Source organism: Sphingobium sp. BS19 (genome assembly GCF_027925545.1).
GTDB lineage: Bacteria > Pseudomonadota > Alphaproteobacteria > Sphingomonadales > Sphingomonadaceae > Sphingobium.
This window is the reverse complement of sequence record NZ_BSEF01000023.1, coordinates 23,953-43,202: the sequence shown is the minus strand read 5'-3', so window position 1 is coordinate 43,202 and position 19,250 is coordinate 23,953. Positions and strand designations below refer to the sequence as shown.

Sequence of the window (19,250 nt, the reverse complement as noted above, 5' to 3'; positions counted from 1 at the left end):
GGCGTAGCTCTCCACGGCAAACATCCCCGGCCACCCCCCTTAAAAGGAGCAACCTATCCAATGGCTGGTTTTTAAACCGCCACGCTCAGCAAATCGCTGGCGTTCCATTGGCCTGGTTTGTCACCGCCCTCTACAATATCGTTATCACCGATGAAACCGGCGAGCATGCCGGCTCTGCCCGTCTGCTCCAGACCGACCGGCCGCACATCCTCGATACCATCTTCCCCAACCTGTGCGATGGCGTACCGCCCACCGGCCCGACAGTTCGCGAAATAACCCGCTTCTGCCTGGCGCGCCGCCTGAAGGCTCGCGAGCGGCTCGCCACGCGCAATCGCCTCGTCTCTGCCTTGGTCGAATACGCCCTCAGCAATGGCATCCTGACCTATACCGGCGTTGCCGAATGGGCATGGTTCCAACAGATCCTCGCGTTCGGATGGGAATGCCTTCCGCTGGGATTGCCGGACAACAACGATCCCCGCGGCCTATCGGCCATGCAGATCAATATTGGCCCGGATACCCCCAACCTCCTGCGTCAATCCGGCATCTTCGCGCAGATCCATCTGATGGATCTTGATTGCGCCGCAGCATGAAATTCGGGAGACATCGCATGGCTACCAAGCCGCTACCTGTAGACGAGATCGAGGCCCACGGGTCAATTTACGAAACACTGATGCGCGAAGGCTTCTGCGTGCTTCAAGACATCATGCCCCCCGCTATTGTCCAGTTGCTGGCGAGAGATATGGCTCCGCACTTCGAGGCAACGCCATTTTGCGAAGGCGGTTTCTACGGCAGCCGCACCAAGAGGTTCGGCAGTCTGCTCAAACGTTCGAACCATGCGTCGGCGTTCATCCAGCATCCCCAGATCATGGCGATCGCGCAAACTGTGCTCGGTCCGTGGTGCGACACGATCCAGCTCAATCTCGCTCAAGCTCTCGAGCTGCATCCCGGCGCACTGCCGCAATTTCCCCACCGCGATCAGGATATGTGGCGGGGCCAAACTGGCGAGGTTGAATATCTCCTCAACGTCATGTGGCCGTTCACCGAATATCGGCATGACAATGGCACGACCCTGATCTGGCCGCGCAGCCACGCCGCAAATGCGCTTACACCTGAACCTCCCGAGGATCCGGTGGCCGTGGAATGCAGTCCAGGATCTGCGATCATCTTCCTAGGCTCGACCCTTCATGGTGCTGGCGGCAACCAATCATCGGGTGTGCGTCAAGGCATGATCGTGAGCTATTGCCTCGGATGGCTGAAACCATATGAAAATCAGTGGTTGGTCTATCCACCCGAGGTAGCACGGACGTTCTCGCCAGATTTGGCAGCTTTGGTCGGATACCAGCAACACCGGCCCAATTTGGGGAACTACGAAGGGCGATGCCCATCTCTTCTGCTCGGCGAGAAACGCTCCGAGCATCTCGGCGCGATCGATGCCTTACGTCCAGATCAAACGGCAGCACTTGAGGAATTCCTTGAAGGGCAACGCCAGGTCCGCGCCGCATCGAGCCAAAACTGATTCCAGCGTGCTCCCCCCTTGTGGGGGGATTGCCCGAAAACGCCGGGCCGGGTTCAAAAGAGAGGTGATTTTCAACGGAAAGTGGTCGGCGCATTTTTAATGCAGCGGCGCTGAAAAGCGGAGAAATCAGATGCAGCGCCTGCGCCTTGCCCTTGCCGTTCCGATCGTGGCGGTGTCCGCCCAGGCGGCTCCTGCGTCCGCCAACGATCTGGGCTGCCAGGTTTTGCTTTGCCTCTCGAACCCGGGCGGTGCGACCCAGTACCCCGCCTGCGTACCGCCTATGGTGAAGCTCTGGGAGCGTCTGGCATTTGGCGGTTCATTCCCCGGCTGCTCCGGTGGCGGCGTTGCGAAGACCAAGGTCTATGATCGCGATTCCGCTTCGCGGCGCCGGGTGGTGATGACGTTCACCGACGGGCGGCAGCAATCCTATTCTCTCGCGAATATTGAAAGCTTGCCAGCGTCTCCCGACGAACCCGGGACCACACCACAGTGATCCTCGAGCTCGGAACCGTGGTCGGACTGGCGCAGCAATGCGCACCATCGGTTGCGGTCGAAACGCTTGTGTCGGTCGTCCACACCGAGAGTCATTTCAACCCCTACGCCATCGGCGTGAATGCGAAGGGTGTTGCCGCACCCAATCCCAGCGATCGGGTGTCGGCCGCCGCAGTTGCTCGATCGCTGATCGCCCGCGGCTACAACATCGATCTGGGTCTGGGGCAAATCAACAGTGCAAATCTCAGGTGGCTTGGCCTGTCGGTCGAGGACGCCTTCGAGCCCTGCCGCAATCTCGCCGCAGCCGCGCGCGTGCTGGCTTCCAACTATCTTCGCGTCGCGCGCTCCAGCCCTTCTACAGAGGTCGCCATCGCGACCGCCATGTCGATGTACAACACGGGTAGTCGTTCGCGCGGGTTCGGAAACGGCTATGTCGGCCGTGTCTACGCGTCGTCGAGTGTCGTCGTGCCGGCGATCAGGCGTGGAGCGGCCCCAGAACCCGCCGCTTCGCCAGCTTCCGTGACGCCTGAACCCAAATTTACACAGCCGCCAGCGGGCGTCCGCTCGCCGCGCGTCCAAAGCGGATGGGACACCACTGCGGGCGCGCAGACGGCATCATTGATGGTCTTTGGGGGAGCATCCAACAGTTCACCGAAAGGACAAGCCGAATGACTGCCTTAGCGACCAATTCCAAGATATGGTTGACGCCGCGGCGGCGCACTTTCGCGCAATATCTGGCGCTGTTTATCGCGGTCATTGCGGTGTCGCTCCTGCTCACCGATCCGGCCCATGCCCAAGCGGCCGACGGCGTCACGTCGATGGCCGAGAATATCAAGACCTGGCTGACCGGTACGTTTGCGAAAACGATCGCGGTGATCGCGGTCGTCATCGTGGGTTTCATGTTCTTCACCGGGCGGGCAAGCTTGGGGCTCCTGGTCACCGTCATCGTCGGCATCTTCATCGTGTTCAGCGCGCAGTGGATCGTCGATACCATCACTGGCGGCGCGTGAGTGCGCTGTGATGGACGATGAAAAACTCAGGGAAGAAACGCTCTTCCTGGCCGTGACCCGGCCGACGATGTGGTTGGGCGTTCCGATCGAAGCATCGCTGCCGATCGCGCTGGCGGCGTGCCTGACGCTCATCGTCACCGGCAACCCGCTTTACGCTTTTGCGCTAGCCGGGGCCTCTCTGGCCATAGCCCGGCTGATCGTGCGGCACGACGCAAACGCCTTCCGCCTCTTGTGGCTCTGGACAACGACAAAGGCACGATGCCGTAACCGGGGATGGTGGGGCGGTAGCTCTTACTCGCCCCTGCCGATCGATGGGGCGAAACGTCGGGGCTTTGCGCATGGCTAGCCGGGCCAACTCGTTGGGCAGCGCTGCCGCCCGGACGCCGTGGCGGATCCTCAGACAAGAGGCCGACCCCGCGCGCTATCTCCCCTATGCGCGTCATATCGACGACAACATCATTGCGCTCGACGGGCGCGACCTCATGATGATGTTCAAGCTCGATGGCCTCGCATTCGAGACGGCCGACCCAATCCATCTCAACGACTGGCACGAAAAGCTCAACGGCACGTTGCGCAATATCGCCGACGACCGTCTGGCGATCTGGACCCATATCGTCCGCCGGCCGATCACGGACTATCCCGAAGGCGAGTTTCGCTCGGCCTTCGCGGCCGATCTCGATGCAAAATACCGTGCGCGGGTGACCGCCAAGCGCATGTTCGTGAACGAGCTCTACCTGACCCTCATCATGCGGCCGTCGGTCGGATCGGCTGATCGTACCGGCATGCTGCTTCGACGCCTGGCATCGGCACGCAAGGAGGGGACCGAAGTCGACGAGGACGAGCTTGCGCGCTTTGAGGATAAAGCGCGTGACATCGAGAAGCTCCTCGCACGCTGCCGGCCCCAACGCCTCCACTTGTACGAGCATAATGGTCTGATGTTCTCTCAGCCGCTCGAGGTGCTCGAACTGGTGATGATGGGCCGCGCCGGCAGGGTGCCGCTGGTCCGCGGCCACCTCGGTTCCGCCATTTATGGCGAACGGGTGATCTTCGGCCGCGAGACGGTCGAGGTACGGGCGCATGATGTGAGCCGGTTCGTCGGCCTTTTCGGCATCCGCGAATATCCGGCCATGACCAGGTCAGGTCAGATGAACGCGCTCCTCAGCCAAGATTTTGCGTTCGTCGTGACGCAGTCCTTCGCGTTCATGGGCAAGGCTCGGGCCTCGGAGCGGTTGCGCCGGCGCCAGAACCAGATGGCCTCGACGGAGGACGCCGCCGCAAGCCAGGCGCTCGAACTGCCCGACGCGGCCGACGATCTGCAGAGCAATCGCTTTGTCCTGGGCGAACATCATTTCTCGCTTGCGGTTTTCGGTGAAAACCAGAAACGACTGGCCGAAAATCTCTCGACCGCAAGGGCCGCGCTCGCTGACGCGGGTCTGATGGCCGCTCGGGAGGGTCCGGCGCTGGAGGCCGCCTTCTGGTCGCAGCTTCCGGGCAATTTCGCGTGGCGTGCGCGGCCAGCGGCGATCACGTCGCGCAATTTTGCCGCGCTCTCGCCGTTCCACACCTTCCCCGCAGGCAAGCCCGATGGCAATCATTGGGGCGCCGCGATCGCGCTGATGAAGACTGCGGCCCAGTCGCCCTTCTATTTCAACTTTCATGTGAACGATCTTGGCCACACGCTGATCATCGGCCCGTCGGGCGGCGGCAAGACCGTCGTCCAGAATTTCCTGATGGCGCAGCTCGAGAAAACCGGCGCGCAGCAGATCTTCATCGACAAGGACCGAGGGGCCGAGATCTATGTGCGGTCATCCGGCGGCACCTATCTGGCGCTGCGCAATGGGGTGCCGACCGGGTTTGCGCCCCTGCGTGCGCTTGAGCAGACCCCGGGCAACATCGTCTTCCTCGGCAGGCTGATCCGTCATTTGGTGACCCCCTCTGGCACCCAGCTCGGCGTTACGCAGGAACGGATGATCGACGAGGGCATCCTCTCGATCGGACGCCTTCCCCCGGAGGAGCGATCCATCCTCGCGCTTCGTCAATTGCTCGGACAGCGCGATCCGGAAGGGATAGGCGCGCGGCTTGAGAAATGGTCGCGCGGCGGTGCTCTCGGCTGGGTTTTCGACAATGACCGGGATGAGTTGACCCTCGAGGCCCGGTTCATCGGTTTCGACATGACGGATTTCCTCGACAATCCCGAGATCCGCACGCCGCTGATGATGTACATGTTCCACCGGATCGATGCCCTGCTCGATGGCCGTCGCCTCGTGATCGACATCGACGAGTTCTGGAAGGCGCTGGGCGATGATGCCTTCCGCGCCTTCGCGCAGGACGGCCTGAAGACCTACCGGAAGCAGAATGCCTTTCTGGTGTTCGGGACGCAAAGCCCGGCTGACGCTCTGCGATCGGACATCTCGCATAGCATCATGGAGCAGGTCGCCACCAAGATCCTCTTGCCCAACCCTCACGGCCGCGAGGTCGATTATATCGATGGACTTGGCCTCACGCGTGCCGAGTTCAAGCTCATCAGAAACGATCTGATCCCCGAAAGTCGGCGATTTCTCGTCAAGCAGGGTCACGATTCCATCGTGGTGGAACTTGATCTCGGCGGCCTGTCCGACGAGCTGGCCGTCCTCTCGGGCACCACCGAAACCGTCGGAATCCTCGATCAGGTTCGCCGCGAACATGGCGACGATCCCAGCCACTGGCTGCCCGTCTTTCACGAGCGCCGCCGTGCCACCACCAGAAGGAAAGGATAAGGTCATGAAAGCATTCCGAGCGCTCGCGATTGTTAGCGGATTGGCGATTTCCGTGCCGGCGTTCGCGCAGGGCATCCCGGTCTATGATTCCAGCACGTTTCTGCAGACCCTCTCGACGGTGAAGAACACCCTATCGATGATCGAACAGGGGAAGCAGCAAATTTCCCAAGCCACCGACATGTTCAACAGCGTCAACAAGCTGACGAACGTCAATCAGATTGCCTCTTCCCTGAACACCGACGCCGTTCGCCACCTCTTGCCGAGCGAGGCACGGGACATTCAGCGCCTCATGTCCTCTAACACGACGGGGCTCGGCAGCCTTGGCACGGCCGCAGACCGGATCCGCAGCAGCAACCGTGTCGAGCTTCCCGCGCTTCGCCCGGACGCTACCGCTTTCGAGCGCTCGAATCGCGATGCCATTTCTCGCAATGGCGACATGGCGGCGCGCGACGCGGCCATTGCCGAGGCAGCATATGGCGTCACCGCCCAGAGAACGACGGGTCTCGAGGAACTGCGTTCGTCGCTGGACACCGCGTCGGACGCGAAGGACGTGATGGATATCCAAGCCCGCGTTGGCGTGGAAAATGCACATATCCAGAACGATGCGGTTCAGCTTCAGGCGCTTCAGATGCGGCAGACCGCCGAGGCGAGACTGCGTTCGCAGCGAGATGACGAGACCGGCCTCGCCAAGCTTCAGCAGAGCCTGAGTAGCCGGCCGTGAAGGGGATCGCCGCGGCCCTCCCAGTTCTCGCGGCCACGTTCCTGAGTGGTTGCGGGCAGCCGATCGGCAAGGCGGACCTGAAGTCCGATCCCAAGTTACGCGCTGAGATCCTCGCCGCGTGCGCCAACGGCACCCACACCGATGCCCAGGAATGCAGCAACGCAAAGGACGTCGAGAACGCCGACAAGCTCGAGCGTTCGCTGGATCACAAATAGGCGGGGAATTGGCCATGGCGTCCACACTCTTCGCGGATATCTACACCAACATCGACGGGAAGCTCGATCTCTTCCTGAACGAGCGTCTCAACAACGTCATTGATGTCGTGCGGGGACCGCTGGCGCTTGGCTTGGTCATCTACATCGCGCTGTTCGGCTATATGGTGATGCGCGGTATCGTCAGCGAGCCTTGGGGCGAGCTGGTGTACCGGATGGTGAAGCTCTGCCTCCTCTATGTTGCAGCCACAACCGTCGCCTACTCCGAGTGGATCACGAATCCGCTCTTTCATGGGATGCCGGACGCCATCTCACAGGCGCTGGCAGGCAAGACCATCACTAGCGTCGGTTCGGTGTTCGACGATTATTTTGGTCAGGTCAATTCCCTCGTTTTGATCATCCGAACCGAAGCCGCGACCTATCTCGACATTAATCCGTGGAAGCTCGTTCTGCTCACGCTGGCGGTGGCGATTTACGGATTGGCGGGCCTCTCCGCAGCAATCGGATTTGCGATAACCGTGTTCGCGAAGGTGGCGCTCGCCGTCGTGATCGCGCTTGGTCCGATCTTCATAGCGTTATCGCTCTTCGAAACCACGCGTCGCTTCTTCTACGGATGGCTCGGGCAGGTATTCAACTACATCGTCCTAATGGCGGTGATCATCGCCATCACGGCTCTGATCACCGATCTTGGTGCCACCGCGCTGACTGCGGCCGAAGGCACGCCGGACGTGACGATCGGCGCTGTCTTGTTTGCGGTCTACATCTTCCTTGGGACGATATTCTTCTTTCAGGCCCCGTCGATCGCGACCGGCATTGCGGGGGGCGCTGCGGCCGGCGTCGGCGCTTTTGCCGGCTCGGCCTGGGGGACCATGGCGGCACCGTTCCAGCAACGCCGCAGCGCTCGCAACAGTCGCAATCTCGAACGTGCCGCCCAGCGCGGTGGTTCGGTGAGCCGCGCATGAGGAAGGAAGACCCTTTGACGAGACCAACCACGATAGTCCGCGCGCTCCGGCGATCAGCCGTCGTCATCGCACTGATCCCGTCACTCGCCCAAGGGGCATCGGGGCCAAAGAAACTACTCGTCTGCAACGGCAAACATCTGCGCGAGGTGAACATCTACGGGAGCGTGCTGCCGGGTTCGCCGCTCCCGGCAATCGTGGCACCCCCTGCCCCGCCGCCCGTGCCGCAGATCAAACAGCCAGTTGATGCCGGCACTCCGCCCCCGCCTGTTCCCGCCCCGCTTCCCGAGAAGACGTCCGCGCGCGCGACCCCCGGCACCTTTGGGAGTTGCTGATCATGCGGAACCAGACCGAAGGCGTGCCGGCAAAAGACGCTGAACTCTATTTCGGGCATGCCCGATCCTGGGATCAGGACCGTCAGCGCAAATCGTTACGATCCGAACGCATCGCCTGGGTCGTGGCCGGCCTGGGGCTGCTTGCCGCGACCGCGGAGGGCTTCGCACTCGCGGGCCTGGCCCCGCTGAAGACGGTCATGCCGTACATTATTCGCGTCAATCAGACGACAGGCGCGGTCGATGTGCAGACCACCCTCACCCAGAAACCGATGCGCTATGACGAGGCGGTCACGAAATTCTTCCTCGCGCAATATGTTCGGACGCGGGAAAGCTGGTTGCCCGCGGCGGCTGAGGAGAATTTCCGGGCGGTCACCATCTTGTCCGAACCAGGCGAGCAGCAGCGCTGGGGCCGATTTTTCAGCTCGAACAACGCCGCGAGCCCACAGGTCGTCTGGGGCAAGGGCGCGGTCGTCCAGGCCCGCGTCCGCAACATCGCCTTCATCAACGATCGTGTTGCCAACGTCCGCTTCACGCGGACGGTGCAGACCGACACCGATACGCAGAGCAGCGACTGGATCGCGACCGTCACCTTCCGGTACACGAATGCGCCGATGGCGGAGGGCGACCGCTATCGCAATCCATTGGGCTTCCAGGTCGAGAATTACCGCGCGGACCCAGAGGTGGTACGATGAAGCGCCTTCTCTCCATCGCGAGCCTTCTCGCCATAATAGCGACACCCGCCGTCGCGGAGGACACCCCGCGCGGTGGGCTGGCGGATCCACGCGTGAAGTTCGTCGAATATCAGGAGACCCAGGTCTACCGGATCGTCGGCACATTTCGAACGGCGACCCAGGTGGTGCTCGGCGCCGATGAGACGATCGAACACGTCGCGCTCGGCGACACCGTCTCATGGGAGGTGGCGGTTGCCGGTCATATCCTGTTTCTGAAACCCCGCGAGCGGGCGGGACCGACCAACCTCATCGTCACGACCAATCGCGGAGGCGAGCTGCGCAACTACGCCTTCGAGCTGACCGCGCGCCGGGGACCAATCGGCAGCGGGAGCCGTGACACATTCTTCCAGGTTCGGTTTCGCTATCCGCGCGATGAAGCCGATCGTGCCGCTCGCATGCGCGCCACCCAAGAGGCGCAACGCGTCGCCGCGCTGCAGGCGAGCGCCGTTCGGGGAGCCCTTGACCACGGCGTCATCGATGGACCGCGCAATCTGAACTACAAAGTCCAGGGTGCGAGCGATCTTCAGCCGTCGGAGATCTCCGACAACGGCCAGTTCACGGTCCTACGTTTCCCCGGCAACCATGAAATCCCGGCGATCTATCTCGTGCGACCAGACGGCTCGGAGTCCTTGGTCCCCTTCGACGTCCGCGACGAGTTTGTGGTCGTCCACGCCGTGGCGGCTCAACTGCGCCTGCGCCGGAACCGGGAGGTGCTGTGCATCTATAATCTCGCGCCGACACCTTATGGCGTCGATCACGGCACCAATACCGCATCGCCGCATGTCGAGCGCACCATACAGGACCCGAAGGAGTGAGTGCGATGGACGAGATTGCGGCCGAGGCCCCTCGTCGCCCGCAGGGCGATCCAACACCTGAACGCGACGAAATCATCCGCGAACGCGGTATCGATCCGATCGGGGGGATGACGCCGGCAAAGCGGAATACCGCCCTGATCTTCGCCGGGACGGCGATGGTGCTTGGCATTTTGTGGGTGAATTCGGGACCGAGCAAAACGGGCTCGAGTTTGATGGGAAAGCCCGAGGCAATGGCCAAACGACCGGATCTCGCGGCGCGCGAAACGGTCGCATATGATGCTGTCGCAGCGAAACCCAAGCCGCTCGGCGCCGTGGGTGCCGATCCCAACGCGCCTGTCCTCAATCCTCCACCGACCGTTGGCCCCGATGGACAGATCGTGCCGGCACTACAACCCGGAGCGCAGCCAACGGCACCGCAGAACACGCGTCAGAACCTGGCCGATCAGTCACGTCGTTCGACCTTGATCGCCTATGGTGGCCACGACGCGCTCCAAGCTCCAGCGGGTTCTAACGGGGCTGGCTCCGACACCGGCAATGCGGGCATAGCTGGCGACGGCTCGACCGATCCGGCCGCCCGCAGCGCGCCCAATGCGCTCGATGCGCTTCGTCAGAGTTCGGCCGTTGGCGAGGCACGCGCCTCGATGCTGCCCAATCGCAACTATCTCGTCACAGCCGGCACGCTGATCCCCTGCATTCTGCAGACCGCCATGAATTCGGCGCAGCCTGGTTACACGTCGTGCCTGATCCCGCGCGACGTCTATTCGGAGAATGGCCGCGTCGTGCTGATGGAGAAAGGCACCAAAGTCCTTGGCGAATATCATGGCGGCATCCAGCAAGGGCAGAACCGCCTGTTCGTGTTGTGGACGCGCGCCGTCACGCCGCAGGGTGTGCGCATCGATCTGGCTTCGCCGGGGTCGGACGCCCTCGGCCGCGCAGGCATCGCCGGGTCCGTGGACACCTTCTTCTGGGCGCGCTTCGGTAGCGCACTGCTGCTCTCGCTGGTCGACGACGCCGCCTATATCGCCGGACAATCCGTTTCCGGCGGGAGCAATAATTTCAACAACACCACGCGCACGCCGAGCGAGGGGGCAAGCATCGCGCTCCAGAACAGCATCAACATCCGTCCGGTCCTGAAGAAGAACCAGGGCGAGGAGGTCGGCATCTTCGTCGCCAAGGACTTCAACTTCGCCGACGTCTACAACCTAGAATTGCGGCGCTGAGGATGAGCGATACCGCTGTCCTGCGCCATTATCTCGCGCCGATCTTGCCGCTGCTGGAGCCGGTCGAGGTGACGGAGCTTGTCATCAACAAGCCCGGCGAGGTCGGCATTGAGGACCATCTGGGCTGGCATTGGCACAATGTCGCCGAGCTCGATAGCGAATGGCTCGCGACGCTTGCGGTCGCAGCGGCAAGCTTCACCCGGCAGGACGTGAATGCGGAGACGCCGATCTGCTCGACCATCTTGCCAGGAGGCGAGCGCTGCCAGATCGTAATTCCCTCGGTGACGCCAACGGGCGCGCCGTCCTTCACCGTCCGCAAGCCTTCGCGCGTAACCCTCGCGATCGACCAGCTCGCAGATTCGGGGCTGTTCACGAGCACGCGCGCCGCTGCGCAAGGCCTTGGCGAAGTCGATGCGCAGCTGATCGCGCAGCGCGATGTCGGCGATTGGCCAGCTTTCTTTCGAACGGCCGTTGCCGCCCGCAAGAACATCCTGGTGAGCGGCGCGACCGGATCGGGCAAAACCACGTTCGCCAAGGCGCTGATCCAGTTGATCCCGCCCGACGAGCGGCTGCTCACGATCGAGGATACGCGCGAGCTCGTGGTCGAGCATCGCAATGTCGTGCATATGGTCTATTCGAGCGAGCGACAGGGGCTGGCGAAAGTCGGCCCCAAGCAACTGCTCGAAAGTGCGCTGCGCATGCGGCCCGATCGCATCCTCCTGCAGGAGCTGCGCGACGGCACTGCCTTCTTTTATCTGCGCAACGTCAACTCGGGTCATCCAGGTTCGATCACGACCGTCCATGCCGGCTCGGCGATGGGCGCATTCGAGCAGCTTACCTTACTGGTGAAGGAATCCGAGGGCGGACGCGATCTGGCCCGCGACGATATCCGTGGGCTCTTGCACATGCTCGTGGATGTCGTCGTCCAGACCCGCAAGCGCGCCGGAAAATTCGAAGTCGAGGAGGTGTATTTTGATCCGGCTGTCGGACGCACGACCGCTCACTAGGGTCGCCATCGTCGCGGGGATGCTCGCGGCAACCTTTTTGGCATGCGCCATGTGCGCGGTGCTGGTCGCGCTGGTCGGCCTGAACCAGATCGGCCCGCGCATGCAGGTCTCGGCGATACCCGAATGGCTTTGGTACTATCGCGGCGATCCGCTCCTGCATTTGTGGCTGGAGCGAGGCGCTCTGGTCAGCGGCGCCATCGCTTTCGTCACCCTGCTCATCATCCTGAAACGGGGGCGCACGCTCCATGGCGAGGCACGGTTCGCGCGTGAAAGCGAAATCCGGCGCGAACATCTGCGCAGCAACCGTGGCATCATCGTCGGGCAGAAAGGCGGCCGTTATCTCGTTTTCGGCGGCACCGAGCATGTCCTGCTCGAGGCGCCTACGCGCGCTGGCAAGGGCGTCGGCGTGGTGATCCCCAATCTCCTGAGTTGGTCAGACTCGGTGGTGGTACTCGACGTTAAGCGCGAGAATTGGGACATCACCGCAGGTTTTCGCGCAGGGCATGGCCAGGCAGTCTATCTGTTCGACCCGCTCGATCCCGAAGGGCGAAGCGCCCGCTACAATCCCTTGAGCTTCATCGACCGGCTCGACGACACCGATGTGATCAATGAACTCCAGAAGATCGGCGGCATGCTGTTTCCGGCCCCAGAAAAGGCTGATCCGTTCTGGGCGGAAGCCGCGCGGGCCGCTTTTGTCGGCGTCGGCGCGCTCGTCGCAGCCAATCCCGCCCTCCCCTTCACGATTGGCGAAATCTATCGGCGACTGACGACGGGCGACCCCAAGGTCGAACTGCCGAAAGTCGTCGAAGAGGCCCAGCGCCGCGGCCAGCGGCTGAGCCAGGCCTGCGTGTCGGCGCTGAGCGACTTCACCTCCGCGTCGGACAACACCTTCTCCGGTATCAAACAGACGATCACATCGAAGCTCAATCTGTGGCTCAATCCCTATGTCGACGCCGCGACGTCGGAGACCGATTTCGATCTGCGTCAGGTCCGGCGCGAGCGGATATCGATCTATCTTGGGGTGTCGCCCGACAATATCGACCGCATTGCTCCGGTTTATAATCTGTTTCTACAGCAGCTGATCGATTTGAATACGCGGGAACTGCCTGAGAATGGCGGCCGCGTCCCGGTGCTCATTCTGCTCGACGAGTTCGCCCGCCTCGGCAAGGCGCCGGTTATCGCGTCAGCGTTTTCCTACGTGGCAGGCTACGGGCTTCGCCTGTTGCCAGTCATCCAGAGCCGATCCCAGCCCCGCGGTATCTATGGCGCTGACGTTACCGACGAGATCATCGCCAATTGCGGACTGGAGATCGTGTTCACGCCCAAGGAGTTGAAGGTCGCCAACGAACTCTCCGAGCGGCTTGGCTATTTCACGATGAACGTCAAATCGAAGAGCCGGACGATTCATGGCCTGCTCGCCAATCGCAGCATATCAGAATCAGACCAGCGCCGTGCGCTGATGATGCCGCAGGAACTGATGCAGATGCCCAAGGGCGACCTTCTGCTGATGCGCGGCGGTATTCCGCCCGTCAGGGGTCGCAAGATCGAGTATTTCCGATCGAAGCGCTTCACGAGCCGGATCAGTGACCCGCCCAAGGTTGCTCCCCGTCCGATCGCGATCACCACAGTATCGTCTGCCGCCAAATTGGCAGGCGAGGCGAGCAGCAGTGATCCTTTGGCGCAGGCTCTTAGCGCGAAGAGAGCTGCTCTGTTGAACGACGGCCAAGCAACCGCGCCGGCAGAGCGGACGGAACCTGTCATGCGCGCGCTCACCGGTGACGAACTCTCGGGCTTTGCCGAAATCACCGATGACATGTTGGTTCTAGGCGACATGGTGGATCTACCACCGCCCGGCGACGAACAGGCCGCTATCGCCTTTGTCACGGCGATGACGGCCCGGGCGGTTCTCGAGCCCGTGGGTGCCGGTGCCCAATCTCCAGAATTTGCGACCGAGAGGCATGACCATGTCAGAGAATGACCGCAAGCAACCCGGTACGGCCCGGACCGTTGCCAACAGTGTTGGGATGGACGCCGCTGCACGGCGCAAGACGCCCGCGCCTAGGGCGGCCGCGCCGGAAAAGTCTGCGCACGGAGGATCAAATGACGGTCCCACTGAAGCACCTGGTCATGCCGGCGCTCTCGGTGCGTCACGAAGGGCGCCCAAGGTGCATTCCCTCGAGGCGGGCGATGTGCCGGATAGCGTGCGGAAGCGCTATTATGCCGACAAGGCGAAATGGTCGGGCGAACCCGCCTTTTTCACGACGGCGCAAGCGAAGGATCCCGCGTTTCGCGATCAGGGCCGGCGTCTGGTCACGGCGACGGAGAGCCAGGAGGTTGTCAAGGATCTGGTGACGATCGCACAACACCGCAATTGGGATCGGATTCACGTCACGGGATCGGAAGAATTTCGGCGATCGGTCTGGATCGAGGCCAGCCAAAAGGGGCTGGAGGTACGTGGCTACAAGCCCAACGATCGCGATCTCCAGGAACTCGACCGGCTGCGCGGGGAGACGAGCCGCAATACGATTGCGCCCATGGCAGCCCGTGACCTCGATGCTGTCCGTGGGTCATCCGGGATGAGCCGACAGAGCGGCGGCAATGGTTTGGAACGGTCGGATCCCCGGCGCGGCGATCGTGGCAACACGCCGAACGATCGCGCGGCGGATAGCCAGATGCGCGTGATGGAAGCGGTGATCCGACGGACGTTGTTCGACAATCCCGAGGCGGTTGCGCGGGTGATGACAGTCGCCCGCGCGCAGCTCGATGCGCATATCGCGGCGGGACGCAATATCCGACCGGCGATGGTCAAGGACGCCTCCCCCAGCGTCAGGCAGGATGTGGTCCGCAGCCGTGACCCAGCTACGCCCCCCATCCCTCGTCCCGGTCGCGAGCCCAAGCCTCAGGAACGCAGCCGCTCTCGGTGATCGGGAATCGGGTCCTTTGGGCCGCAATCGCCACTGCGCAGATGGGTAAGCCGATCGCTCCCGGTTTAAGAACCGCCACCTTTGTTCGGCTTGCCGAACATTTATCGTGATTGATAAGCCATAAGCGGTGCAACTCGAGTATGCCTGATATATACTATGCGCGCGAACCGTCCCGCAAAGCGCAACAGTCTTGCCATATAATATAATTACCGTTATATCGAACCCGCCGGACATCGCTCACAGAGGCTCAAATTGCGCGAAGGATATAATCTCAAGACGCTTGGACCTCGAGCTGCCCAGTTGATCGTCGAACTCAACGAACGCCGTCAGCCGATCTTTTCGCTCGCGGACGTCACCGAGATCACCGGTCTGAGCCCGTCGTCGGCACGCAGCCTCGTTGCAAACACAGAAGCGCGCGGGATCGTCACGCGCCTCAAGCCTGGCCTATACAATCTGGTGCCTTTCGAGCGGGGCCGGGACACCGAGCATGTGAGCGATCCTTACCTCATCGCAAGAACGCTGGTTGGCGACGCGGACTACTTCATCTCCCACGGCAGCGCTCTCGAGCTGCATCGCATGGTCACCCAACCGCAATTGGCTATCGTCGTCTCCTGCGCCAAACGCCTGCGCCCGCAGCACATCCACGGGTATGAGTTCCGCTTCGTCGACGTCAAACCAAAGGATTTCTTCGGCCTGACCGAGATCTGGATCACACCCGAAGAGCAGGTCCGGATCAGCGATCCCGAGCGGACTATCATCGATGGTCTGGACCATCCGCAATATGTCGGTGGCGTCACGGAGGTCGCCAAGGGGCTCTGGATGAAGCGCGATACGCTGCGGGTCGAACTGATGATCGACTACGCGCTTCGCCTCGGCGTTGGCGCGGTGATCCGCCGCCTGGGCTATCTGCTGGAATTGTACGGGCTGGCCGACGCAGCGGCATTGGAGCCGCTGCGCGCGCGGCTGACCCCGACCTATCAGCGTCTCGATCCGTTGTTTCCCAATGAGGGCCGGATGCTGGCCCGATGGCGCATCCGGCTCAACGTCGAGCCCGACGAACTCGATATAATCCGGAGCAGTTGATGATTCCCCAGCGCGATCTCTCCCGTATCGCCAACGGCCTTCTCAAGCCGCGCGGCCGCCGCGTGCCCGAGGCGGTGATCGAACGCGACTATTGCCTGGCTTGGTTCCTGACCGGTCTGGCCCAGCATCCTTTGCGTGAATTTCTCGCCTTTAAGGGCGGGACGGCATTGCGCCGCTGCTGGTTCGAGAATTACCGCTTCTCCGAGGATCTCGATTTTTCGCTGATCAAGCCGATCGAACTGGACGCGATCCTCTCCGGCCTGAATGAGATCTTTGCTATCGTCGAGGCGGCTTCGGGAATCAACATGGCCTATGATCGGCCCGACCGCCATGGCCATCAGAACACCCACACCTTCTATCTGAGCTACAAAGGCCCGCTACCCGCGCGCAGCGACGTGAAAGTCGACATCACGATCAAGGAGGTGTTCTGCTTTCCGCTGGCCGAGCGTCCGATCCTGCGGACATTCGAGGAATTTTCCGACCTGCCGGAGGGCCCCACCATCCTGGCCTACAGCCTGGCGGAGATATTCATCGAGAAGCTGGCGGCGCTATCGGACAAGGCGCGCACCGAGCCGCGTGATCTTTACGACCTTTGGAATCTGCTCGAGGAGCGGGACATCCGACCAGCGGAATATTTCGCCGAATTCACCCAGAAGCTCGCTCTGCGGGAGCGCACACCCAATTGCGTGACCGCCGCGATCGCCGCCAAACAGAAGCGTCTGAGCACCCTCTGGACAGGAAGGTTGCAACAGCAAATGAGCGATCTGCCGCCCTTCGAAGGGGTGTTTCGCGATGTTATGCGCGCGCTGCGCGAAGCCGATCTCCCGGAATAGGATTGAAAGTCCTGCTACCTGCGCCCGTCCCTCGAGATTGTGCACTGGCGATTCTGAATATTGACGTGTGCCCAACGACAACGGACCGATGATGGGACAAACCGGCCGTTCGCGGCGGTTCAGTCTTTCGGCAGCTTCCGACCCAATGCACGAACCCGCTCCGCGGGAGAGTCGCTTGGGGTGACGTAGCGTAGTATTGTTCAGGCTTTGCGAGCGGCGATGTCGCCTTGCGACCGTGGAGTTCCTTCAACGGAAAGGAACTCACCATGGATGCCATCATTTCCCCGAACCCGAAGAATTCTCTGCGCGAGCGTATGTTGCAGGACATGACGATGCGTGGCTTTGGGGAGCACACGCAGAAGGACTATATCCGGCACGTCCGATCATTTGCCGCGTTTCTCGGTCGGCCTCCCGATACGGCTACGATCGAAGACCTCCGGTGCTTTCAGATCGATCAGCATGAGCGCGCTGTTGGTCCAGCAACCATCAATGGGGCCGTATCGGCACTGCGTTTCCTGTTCAGTATCACTCTCAAGCGACCGGAGATGGCGCTGGGGCTTGTCGTCATGCACTACGCGCCCAAGTTGCGGGTGGTTTTGAGCGTCGAGGAGACAGCGCGACTGCTCGAGGCTGCGCCAGGTATCAAATACAAAGCAGCGCTCAGCGTCGCCTATGGCGCGGGCCTGCGCGTCTCGGAAGTTGCCCACCTCAAGGTCGATGACATCGACAGCACCCGGATGGTGATCCGCGTCGAGCAGGGCAAGGGACGCAAGGATCGCAACGCCATGCTTTCACCGCACCTGCTGGATTTGCTTCGTCAATGGTGGCGCGAAGGCAAGCGGCGGGGAGTAATGTTGCCACATGGCTGGCTGTTCCCCGGCCGCAACGGCACGGATCCGGTCTCAGCGCGCCAGTTGCATCGCGTCGTGCAGGAAGCGGCCGAGCGCGCCGAGATCCACAAGCGGGTAAGCCCGCACACATTGCGGCATTCGTTCGCCACTCACCTACTCGAGCAGGGTGTCGATATCCGCGTCATCCAGGTCTTGCTGGGACACGTGAACATCAACACGACCGGCATCTATACTCAGGTTTCGAGTAAGACCATGCGGGCGGTGGCCAGTCCGCTCGACCAGATCGTTGCCGTGATGGAAGGCAGGGGCCCTCCCGGTTGAACCGGTGCGCACCTCACTTGAGGTCGCCGACATCTTCCGTAGCGCCGGGCCAGCGTATCGCGCAGCCCATGCCGGGCATCTCAGTCTCGGCCAGCTCAAGGTCATGACGGCGATCGAGAACTGCCGCACCGCCGCGCTGGGCGGTCACGTCGAGGCCTGCGACGACTGCGGGCACTGGCGGATCGCCTACAACTCCTGCCGCAACCGGCACTGCCCCAAGTGTCAGGGCGCCGCCGCGCGCACATGGCTGGCCGCGCGCGAGGCTGATCTGTTGCCGGTCGGCTACTTCCACGTCGTGTTCACCGTGCCCGCCGAGATCGCTGACATCGCCTGGCAGAACAAGGCGGTGGTCTATGACCTGCTGTTCCGCGCGGCTGCGGACACGATGCTGACCATCGCCGCCGATCCCAGACACCTCGGCGCGCGGGTCGGCATCACTGCCGTACTGCACACCTGGGGATCGGCGCTAACTCACCACCCGCATGTGCACATGATCGTGCCCGGCGGCGGTATCGCGCTGGACGGCACGCGCTGGATATCGTCGCGCCCTGCCTTCCTGTTACCAGTGCGCGTGCTGGGCGCGTTGTTCCGCCGGCTGTTCCTCACACGCCTGCTGGCGTTGTTCGACGCTGGGAAGCTGGCCTTCTTCAACACCTTGGCGAGCCTGGCGACACGCAAGGCCTTCCTGCGGCATCTATCCCCGATCCGGAAGAAGCGCTGGGTGGTCTATGCCAAGCCACCCTTTGCCGGACCGCAGGCAGTGCTGGCCTATCTCTCGCGCTACACCCACCGCGTTGCCATCTCGAACAGGCGCCTCATCGGCTTCGACGAGGCCGGAGTGACATTCCGGTACAAGGATTATCGCCGCGATAGTGCTGAACGCCAGCAGGTCATGACGTTGGCGACCAACGAGTTCATCCGCCGCTTCCTGATCCACGTCCTGCCGCGCGGCTTCCACCGTATCCGGCATTACGGCCTGCTCGCCAGTTCGACGCACAAGGAGGCTATCGCGCTCGCGCGCAGGCTGCTGGGCGTTGCTGCGCCGATCGATGAACCCGAACCCGACGAGCCGCCCGACCATCGCCCGCCATGCCGATGCTGCGGCGGACACATGACCATTATCGAGACCTTCGCCCGCTGGTGCCAACCGCGCGCACCACCAACGCCAGCCTCACACGCCCGGAGACACGCGCCATGATCCGGCATGGCTCGCTCTACATGACGGTCACGCTCATAGCGTCCTGGCCGACGACCGGGCGCATGCCCATCCCGGAATTAAAGCGGGCGCAGGACACGCTGATCCGTAAAACCACCGCTGCTAGCGGCCTACCGCCGCCCGAAATCACGCCGTTCCGCCCGATAGCCGCACCTCCGGCCCGGCAACGTTTACCCGCCAGAACCATCCCAAAGCCTATTTACCCATAGAGCAGCGCCTGGGGCCCGCGGGTTCCTGCACTGGAGGCT

Annotated in this window: 21 protein-coding genes; all 21 read left to right on the top strand. The window is 62.4% G+C overall.

What is annotated here, in order from left to right; genetic code table 11:
• The first annotated feature begins 107 nt into the window (after window positions 1-107).
• Complete coding sequence (locus QMG56_RS20065; RefSeq protein WP_281824392.1) at window positions 108-590, top strand: acyl-homoserine-lactone synthase; 483 nt, start codon at window positions 108-110, stop codon at window positions 588-590.
• Window positions 591-607: 17 nt separating this feature from the next.
• Window positions 608-1,516, top strand: coding sequence for a phytanoyl-CoA dioxygenase family protein (locus QMG56_RS20060; RefSeq protein WP_281824391.1), 909 nt, complete (start codon window positions 608-610; stop codon window positions 1,514-1,516).
• A gap of 130 nt (window positions 1,517-1,646) precedes the next feature.
• Window positions 1,647-2,009 carry a hypothetical protein gene (locus tag QMG56_RS20055; protein ID WP_281824390.1) on the top strand — a complete coding sequence of 121 codons (363 nt, stop codon included), beginning with the start codon at window positions 1,647-1,649 and terminating at the stop codon, window positions 2,007-2,009.
• Window positions 2,006-2,680, top strand: a complete 675-nt coding sequence (locus QMG56_RS20050) for a lytic transglycosylase domain-containing protein (protein ID WP_281824389.1) — start codon at window positions 2,006-2,008, stop codon at window positions 2,678-2,680. The genes QMG56_RS20055 and QMG56_RS20050 overlap by 4 nt, the downstream gene beginning before the upstream one ends.
• Window positions 2,677-3,018, top strand: a complete 342-nt coding sequence (locus QMG56_RS20045; RefSeq protein ID WP_281824388.1) for a TrbC/VirB2 family protein — start codon at window positions 2,677-2,679, stop codon at window positions 3,016-3,018. Before QMG56_RS20050 ends, QMG56_RS20045 begins: the two co-directional genes overlap by 4 nt.
• A gap of 10 nt (window positions 3,019-3,028) precedes the next feature.
• Entirely contained in the window at window positions 3,029-3,364 is a 336-nt protein-coding gene (locus tag QMG56_RS20040; protein WP_281824387.1) for a type IV secretion system protein VirB3, read from the top strand.
• Window positions 3,357-5,774, top strand: coding sequence for a VirB4 family type IV secretion/conjugal transfer ATPase (locus QMG56_RS20035; RefSeq protein WP_281824386.1), 2,418 nt, complete (start codon window positions 3,357-3,359; stop codon window positions 5,772-5,774). Before QMG56_RS20040 ends, QMG56_RS20035 begins: the two co-directional genes overlap by 8 nt.
• A 4-nt stretch (window positions 5,775-5,778) precedes the next feature.
• Window positions 5,779-6,495 (top strand): type IV secretion system protein, encoded by a 717-nt coding sequence (locus QMG56_RS20030; protein WP_281824385.1) that lies wholly within the window; start codon window positions 5,779-5,781, stop codon window positions 6,493-6,495.
• On the top strand, window positions 6,492-6,710 hold the full coding sequence (locus QMG56_RS20025; protein WP_056366793.1) for an EexN family lipoprotein: 219 nt from the start codon (window positions 6,492-6,494) through the stop codon (window positions 6,708-6,710). Before QMG56_RS20030 ends, QMG56_RS20025 begins: the two co-directional genes overlap by 4 nt.
• Before the next feature lie 14 nt (window positions 6,711-6,724).
• Entirely contained in the window at window positions 6,725-7,669 is a 945-nt protein-coding gene (locus QMG56_RS20020; protein WP_281824384.1) for a type IV secretion system protein, read from the top strand.
• Window positions 7,670-7,683: 14 nt separating this feature from the next.
• Window positions 7,684-8,001, top strand: coding sequence for a hypothetical protein (locus QMG56_RS20015; RefSeq protein WP_281824383.1), 318 nt, complete (start codon window positions 7,684-7,686; stop codon window positions 7,999-8,001).
• A gap of 2 nt (window positions 8,002-8,003) precedes the next feature.
• Complete coding sequence (locus QMG56_RS20010) at window positions 8,004-8,693, top strand: virB8 family protein (protein ID WP_056366893.1); 690 nt, start codon at window positions 8,004-8,006, stop codon at window positions 8,691-8,693.
• Complete coding sequence (virB9, locus tag QMG56_RS20005; RefSeq protein WP_281824382.1) at window positions 8,690-9,547, top strand: P-type conjugative transfer protein VirB9; 858 nt, start codon at window positions 8,690-8,692, stop codon at window positions 9,545-9,547. Before QMG56_RS20010 ends, virB9 begins: the two co-directional genes overlap by 4 nt.
• A 5-nt stretch (window positions 9,548-9,552) precedes the next feature.
• Entirely contained in the window at window positions 9,553-10,767 is a 1,215-nt protein-coding gene (virB10, locus tag QMG56_RS20000; protein WP_281824381.1) for a type IV secretion system protein VirB10, read from the top strand.
• 2 nt (window positions 10,768-10,769) lie between these two features.
• Window positions 10,770-11,774, top strand: coding sequence for a P-type DNA transfer ATPase VirB11 (gene virB11 / locus QMG56_RS19995; protein ID WP_024020093.1), 1,005 nt, complete (start codon window positions 10,770-10,772; stop codon window positions 11,772-11,774).
• A 19-nt stretch (window positions 11,775-11,793) separates the two neighbouring features.
• Complete coding sequence (locus QMG56_RS19990) at window positions 11,794-13,752, top strand: type IV secretory system conjugative DNA transfer family protein (protein ID WP_281824395.1); 1,959 nt, start codon at window positions 11,794-11,796, stop codon at window positions 13,750-13,752.
• Window positions 13,733-14,698, top strand: a complete 966-nt coding sequence (locus tag QMG56_RS19985) for an LPD7 domain-containing protein (RefSeq protein WP_375713733.1) — start codon at window positions 13,733-13,735, stop codon at window positions 14,696-14,698. Before QMG56_RS19990 ends, QMG56_RS19985 begins: the two co-directional genes overlap by 20 nt.
• 252 nt (window positions 14,699-14,950) lie before the next feature.
• Window positions 14,951-15,781 (top strand): type IV toxin-antitoxin system AbiEi family antitoxin domain-containing protein, encoded by an 831-nt coding sequence (locus QMG56_RS19980; protein ID WP_281824379.1) that lies wholly within the window; start codon window positions 14,951-14,953, stop codon window positions 15,779-15,781.
• The gene (locus tag QMG56_RS19975; protein ID WP_281824378.1) at window positions 15,724-16,614 is read left to right on the top strand and encodes a nucleotidyl transferase AbiEii/AbiGii toxin family protein; all 891 of its coding nucleotides are present in this window, start codon (window positions 15,724-15,726) and stop codon (window positions 16,612-16,614) included. Before QMG56_RS19980 ends, QMG56_RS19975 begins: the two co-directional genes overlap by 58 nt.
• A 266-nt stretch (window positions 16,615-16,880) precedes the next feature.
• Window positions 16,881-17,786 carry a site-specific integrase gene (locus tag QMG56_RS19970; RefSeq protein WP_281824377.1) on the top strand — a complete coding sequence of 302 codons (906 nt, stop codon included), beginning with the start codon at window positions 16,881-16,883 and terminating at the stop codon, window positions 17,784-17,786.
• A gap of 4 nt (window positions 17,787-17,790) precedes the next feature.
• The gene (locus QMG56_RS19965; RefSeq protein WP_281824376.1) at window positions 17,791-18,984 is read left to right on the top strand and encodes an IS91 family transposase; all 1,194 of its coding nucleotides are present in this window, start codon (window positions 17,791-17,793) and stop codon (window positions 18,982-18,984) included.
• Window positions 18,985-19,250: the final 266 nt, after the last annotated feature.

Bases quoted from the DNA above. Each gene is read 5' to 3' on its own strand.
- QMG56_RS20060 (WP_281824391.1), top strand. From the start codon at position 608: ATGGCTACCAAGCCGCTACCTGTAGACGAGATCGAGGCCCACGGGTCA.
- QMG56_RS20055 (WP_281824390.1), top strand. From the start codon at position 1,647: ATGCAGCGCCTGCGCCTTGCCCTTGCCGTTCCGATCGTGGCGGTGTCC.
- QMG56_RS20045 (WP_281824388.1), top strand. From the start codon at position 2,677: ATGACTGCCTTAGCGACCAATTCCAAGATATGGTTGACGCCGCGGCGG.
- QMG56_RS20040 (WP_281824387.1), top strand. From the start codon at position 3,029: ATGGACGATGAAAAACTCAGGGAAGAAACGCTCTTCCTGGCCGTGACC.
- QMG56_RS20035 (WP_281824386.1), top strand. From the start codon at position 3,357: ATGGCTAGCCGGGCCAACTCGTTGGGCAGCGCTGCCGCCCGGACGCCG.
- QMG56_RS20030 (WP_281824385.1), top strand. From the start codon at position 5,779: ATGAAAGCATTCCGAGCGCTCGCGATTGTTAGCGGATTGGCGATTTCC.
- QMG56_RS20020 (WP_281824384.1), top strand. From the start codon at position 6,725: ATGGCGTCCACACTCTTCGCGGATATCTACACCAACATCGACGGGAAG.
- QMG56_RS20010 (WP_056366893.1), top strand. From the start codon at position 8,004: ATGCGGAACCAGACCGAAGGCGTGCCGGCAAAAGACGCTGAACTCTAT.
- virB9 (WP_281824382.1), top strand. From the start codon at position 8,690: ATGAAGCGCCTTCTCTCCATCGCGAGCCTTCTCGCCATAATAGCGACA.
- virB10 (WP_281824381.1), top strand. From the start codon at position 9,553: ATGGACGAGATTGCGGCCGAGGCCCCTCGTCGCCCGCAGGGCGATCCA.
- virB11 (WP_024020093.1), top strand. From the start codon at position 10,770: ATGAGCGATACCGCTGTCCTGCGCCATTATCTCGCGCCGATCTTGCCG.
- QMG56_RS19990 (WP_281824395.1), top strand. From the start codon at position 11,794: ATGCTCGCGGCAACCTTTTTGGCATGCGCCATGTGCGCGGTGCTGGTC.
- QMG56_RS19985 (WP_375713733.1), top strand. From the start codon at position 13,733: ATGACCATGTCAGAGAATGACCGCAAGCAACCCGGTACGGCCCGGACC.
- QMG56_RS19975 (WP_281824378.1), top strand. From the start codon at position 15,724: ATGGCGCATCCGGCTCAACGTCGAGCCCGACGAACTCGATATAATCCG.
- QMG56_RS19970 (WP_281824377.1), top strand. From the start codon at position 16,881: ATGGATGCCATCATTTCCCCGAACCCGAAGAATTCTCTGCGCGAGCGT.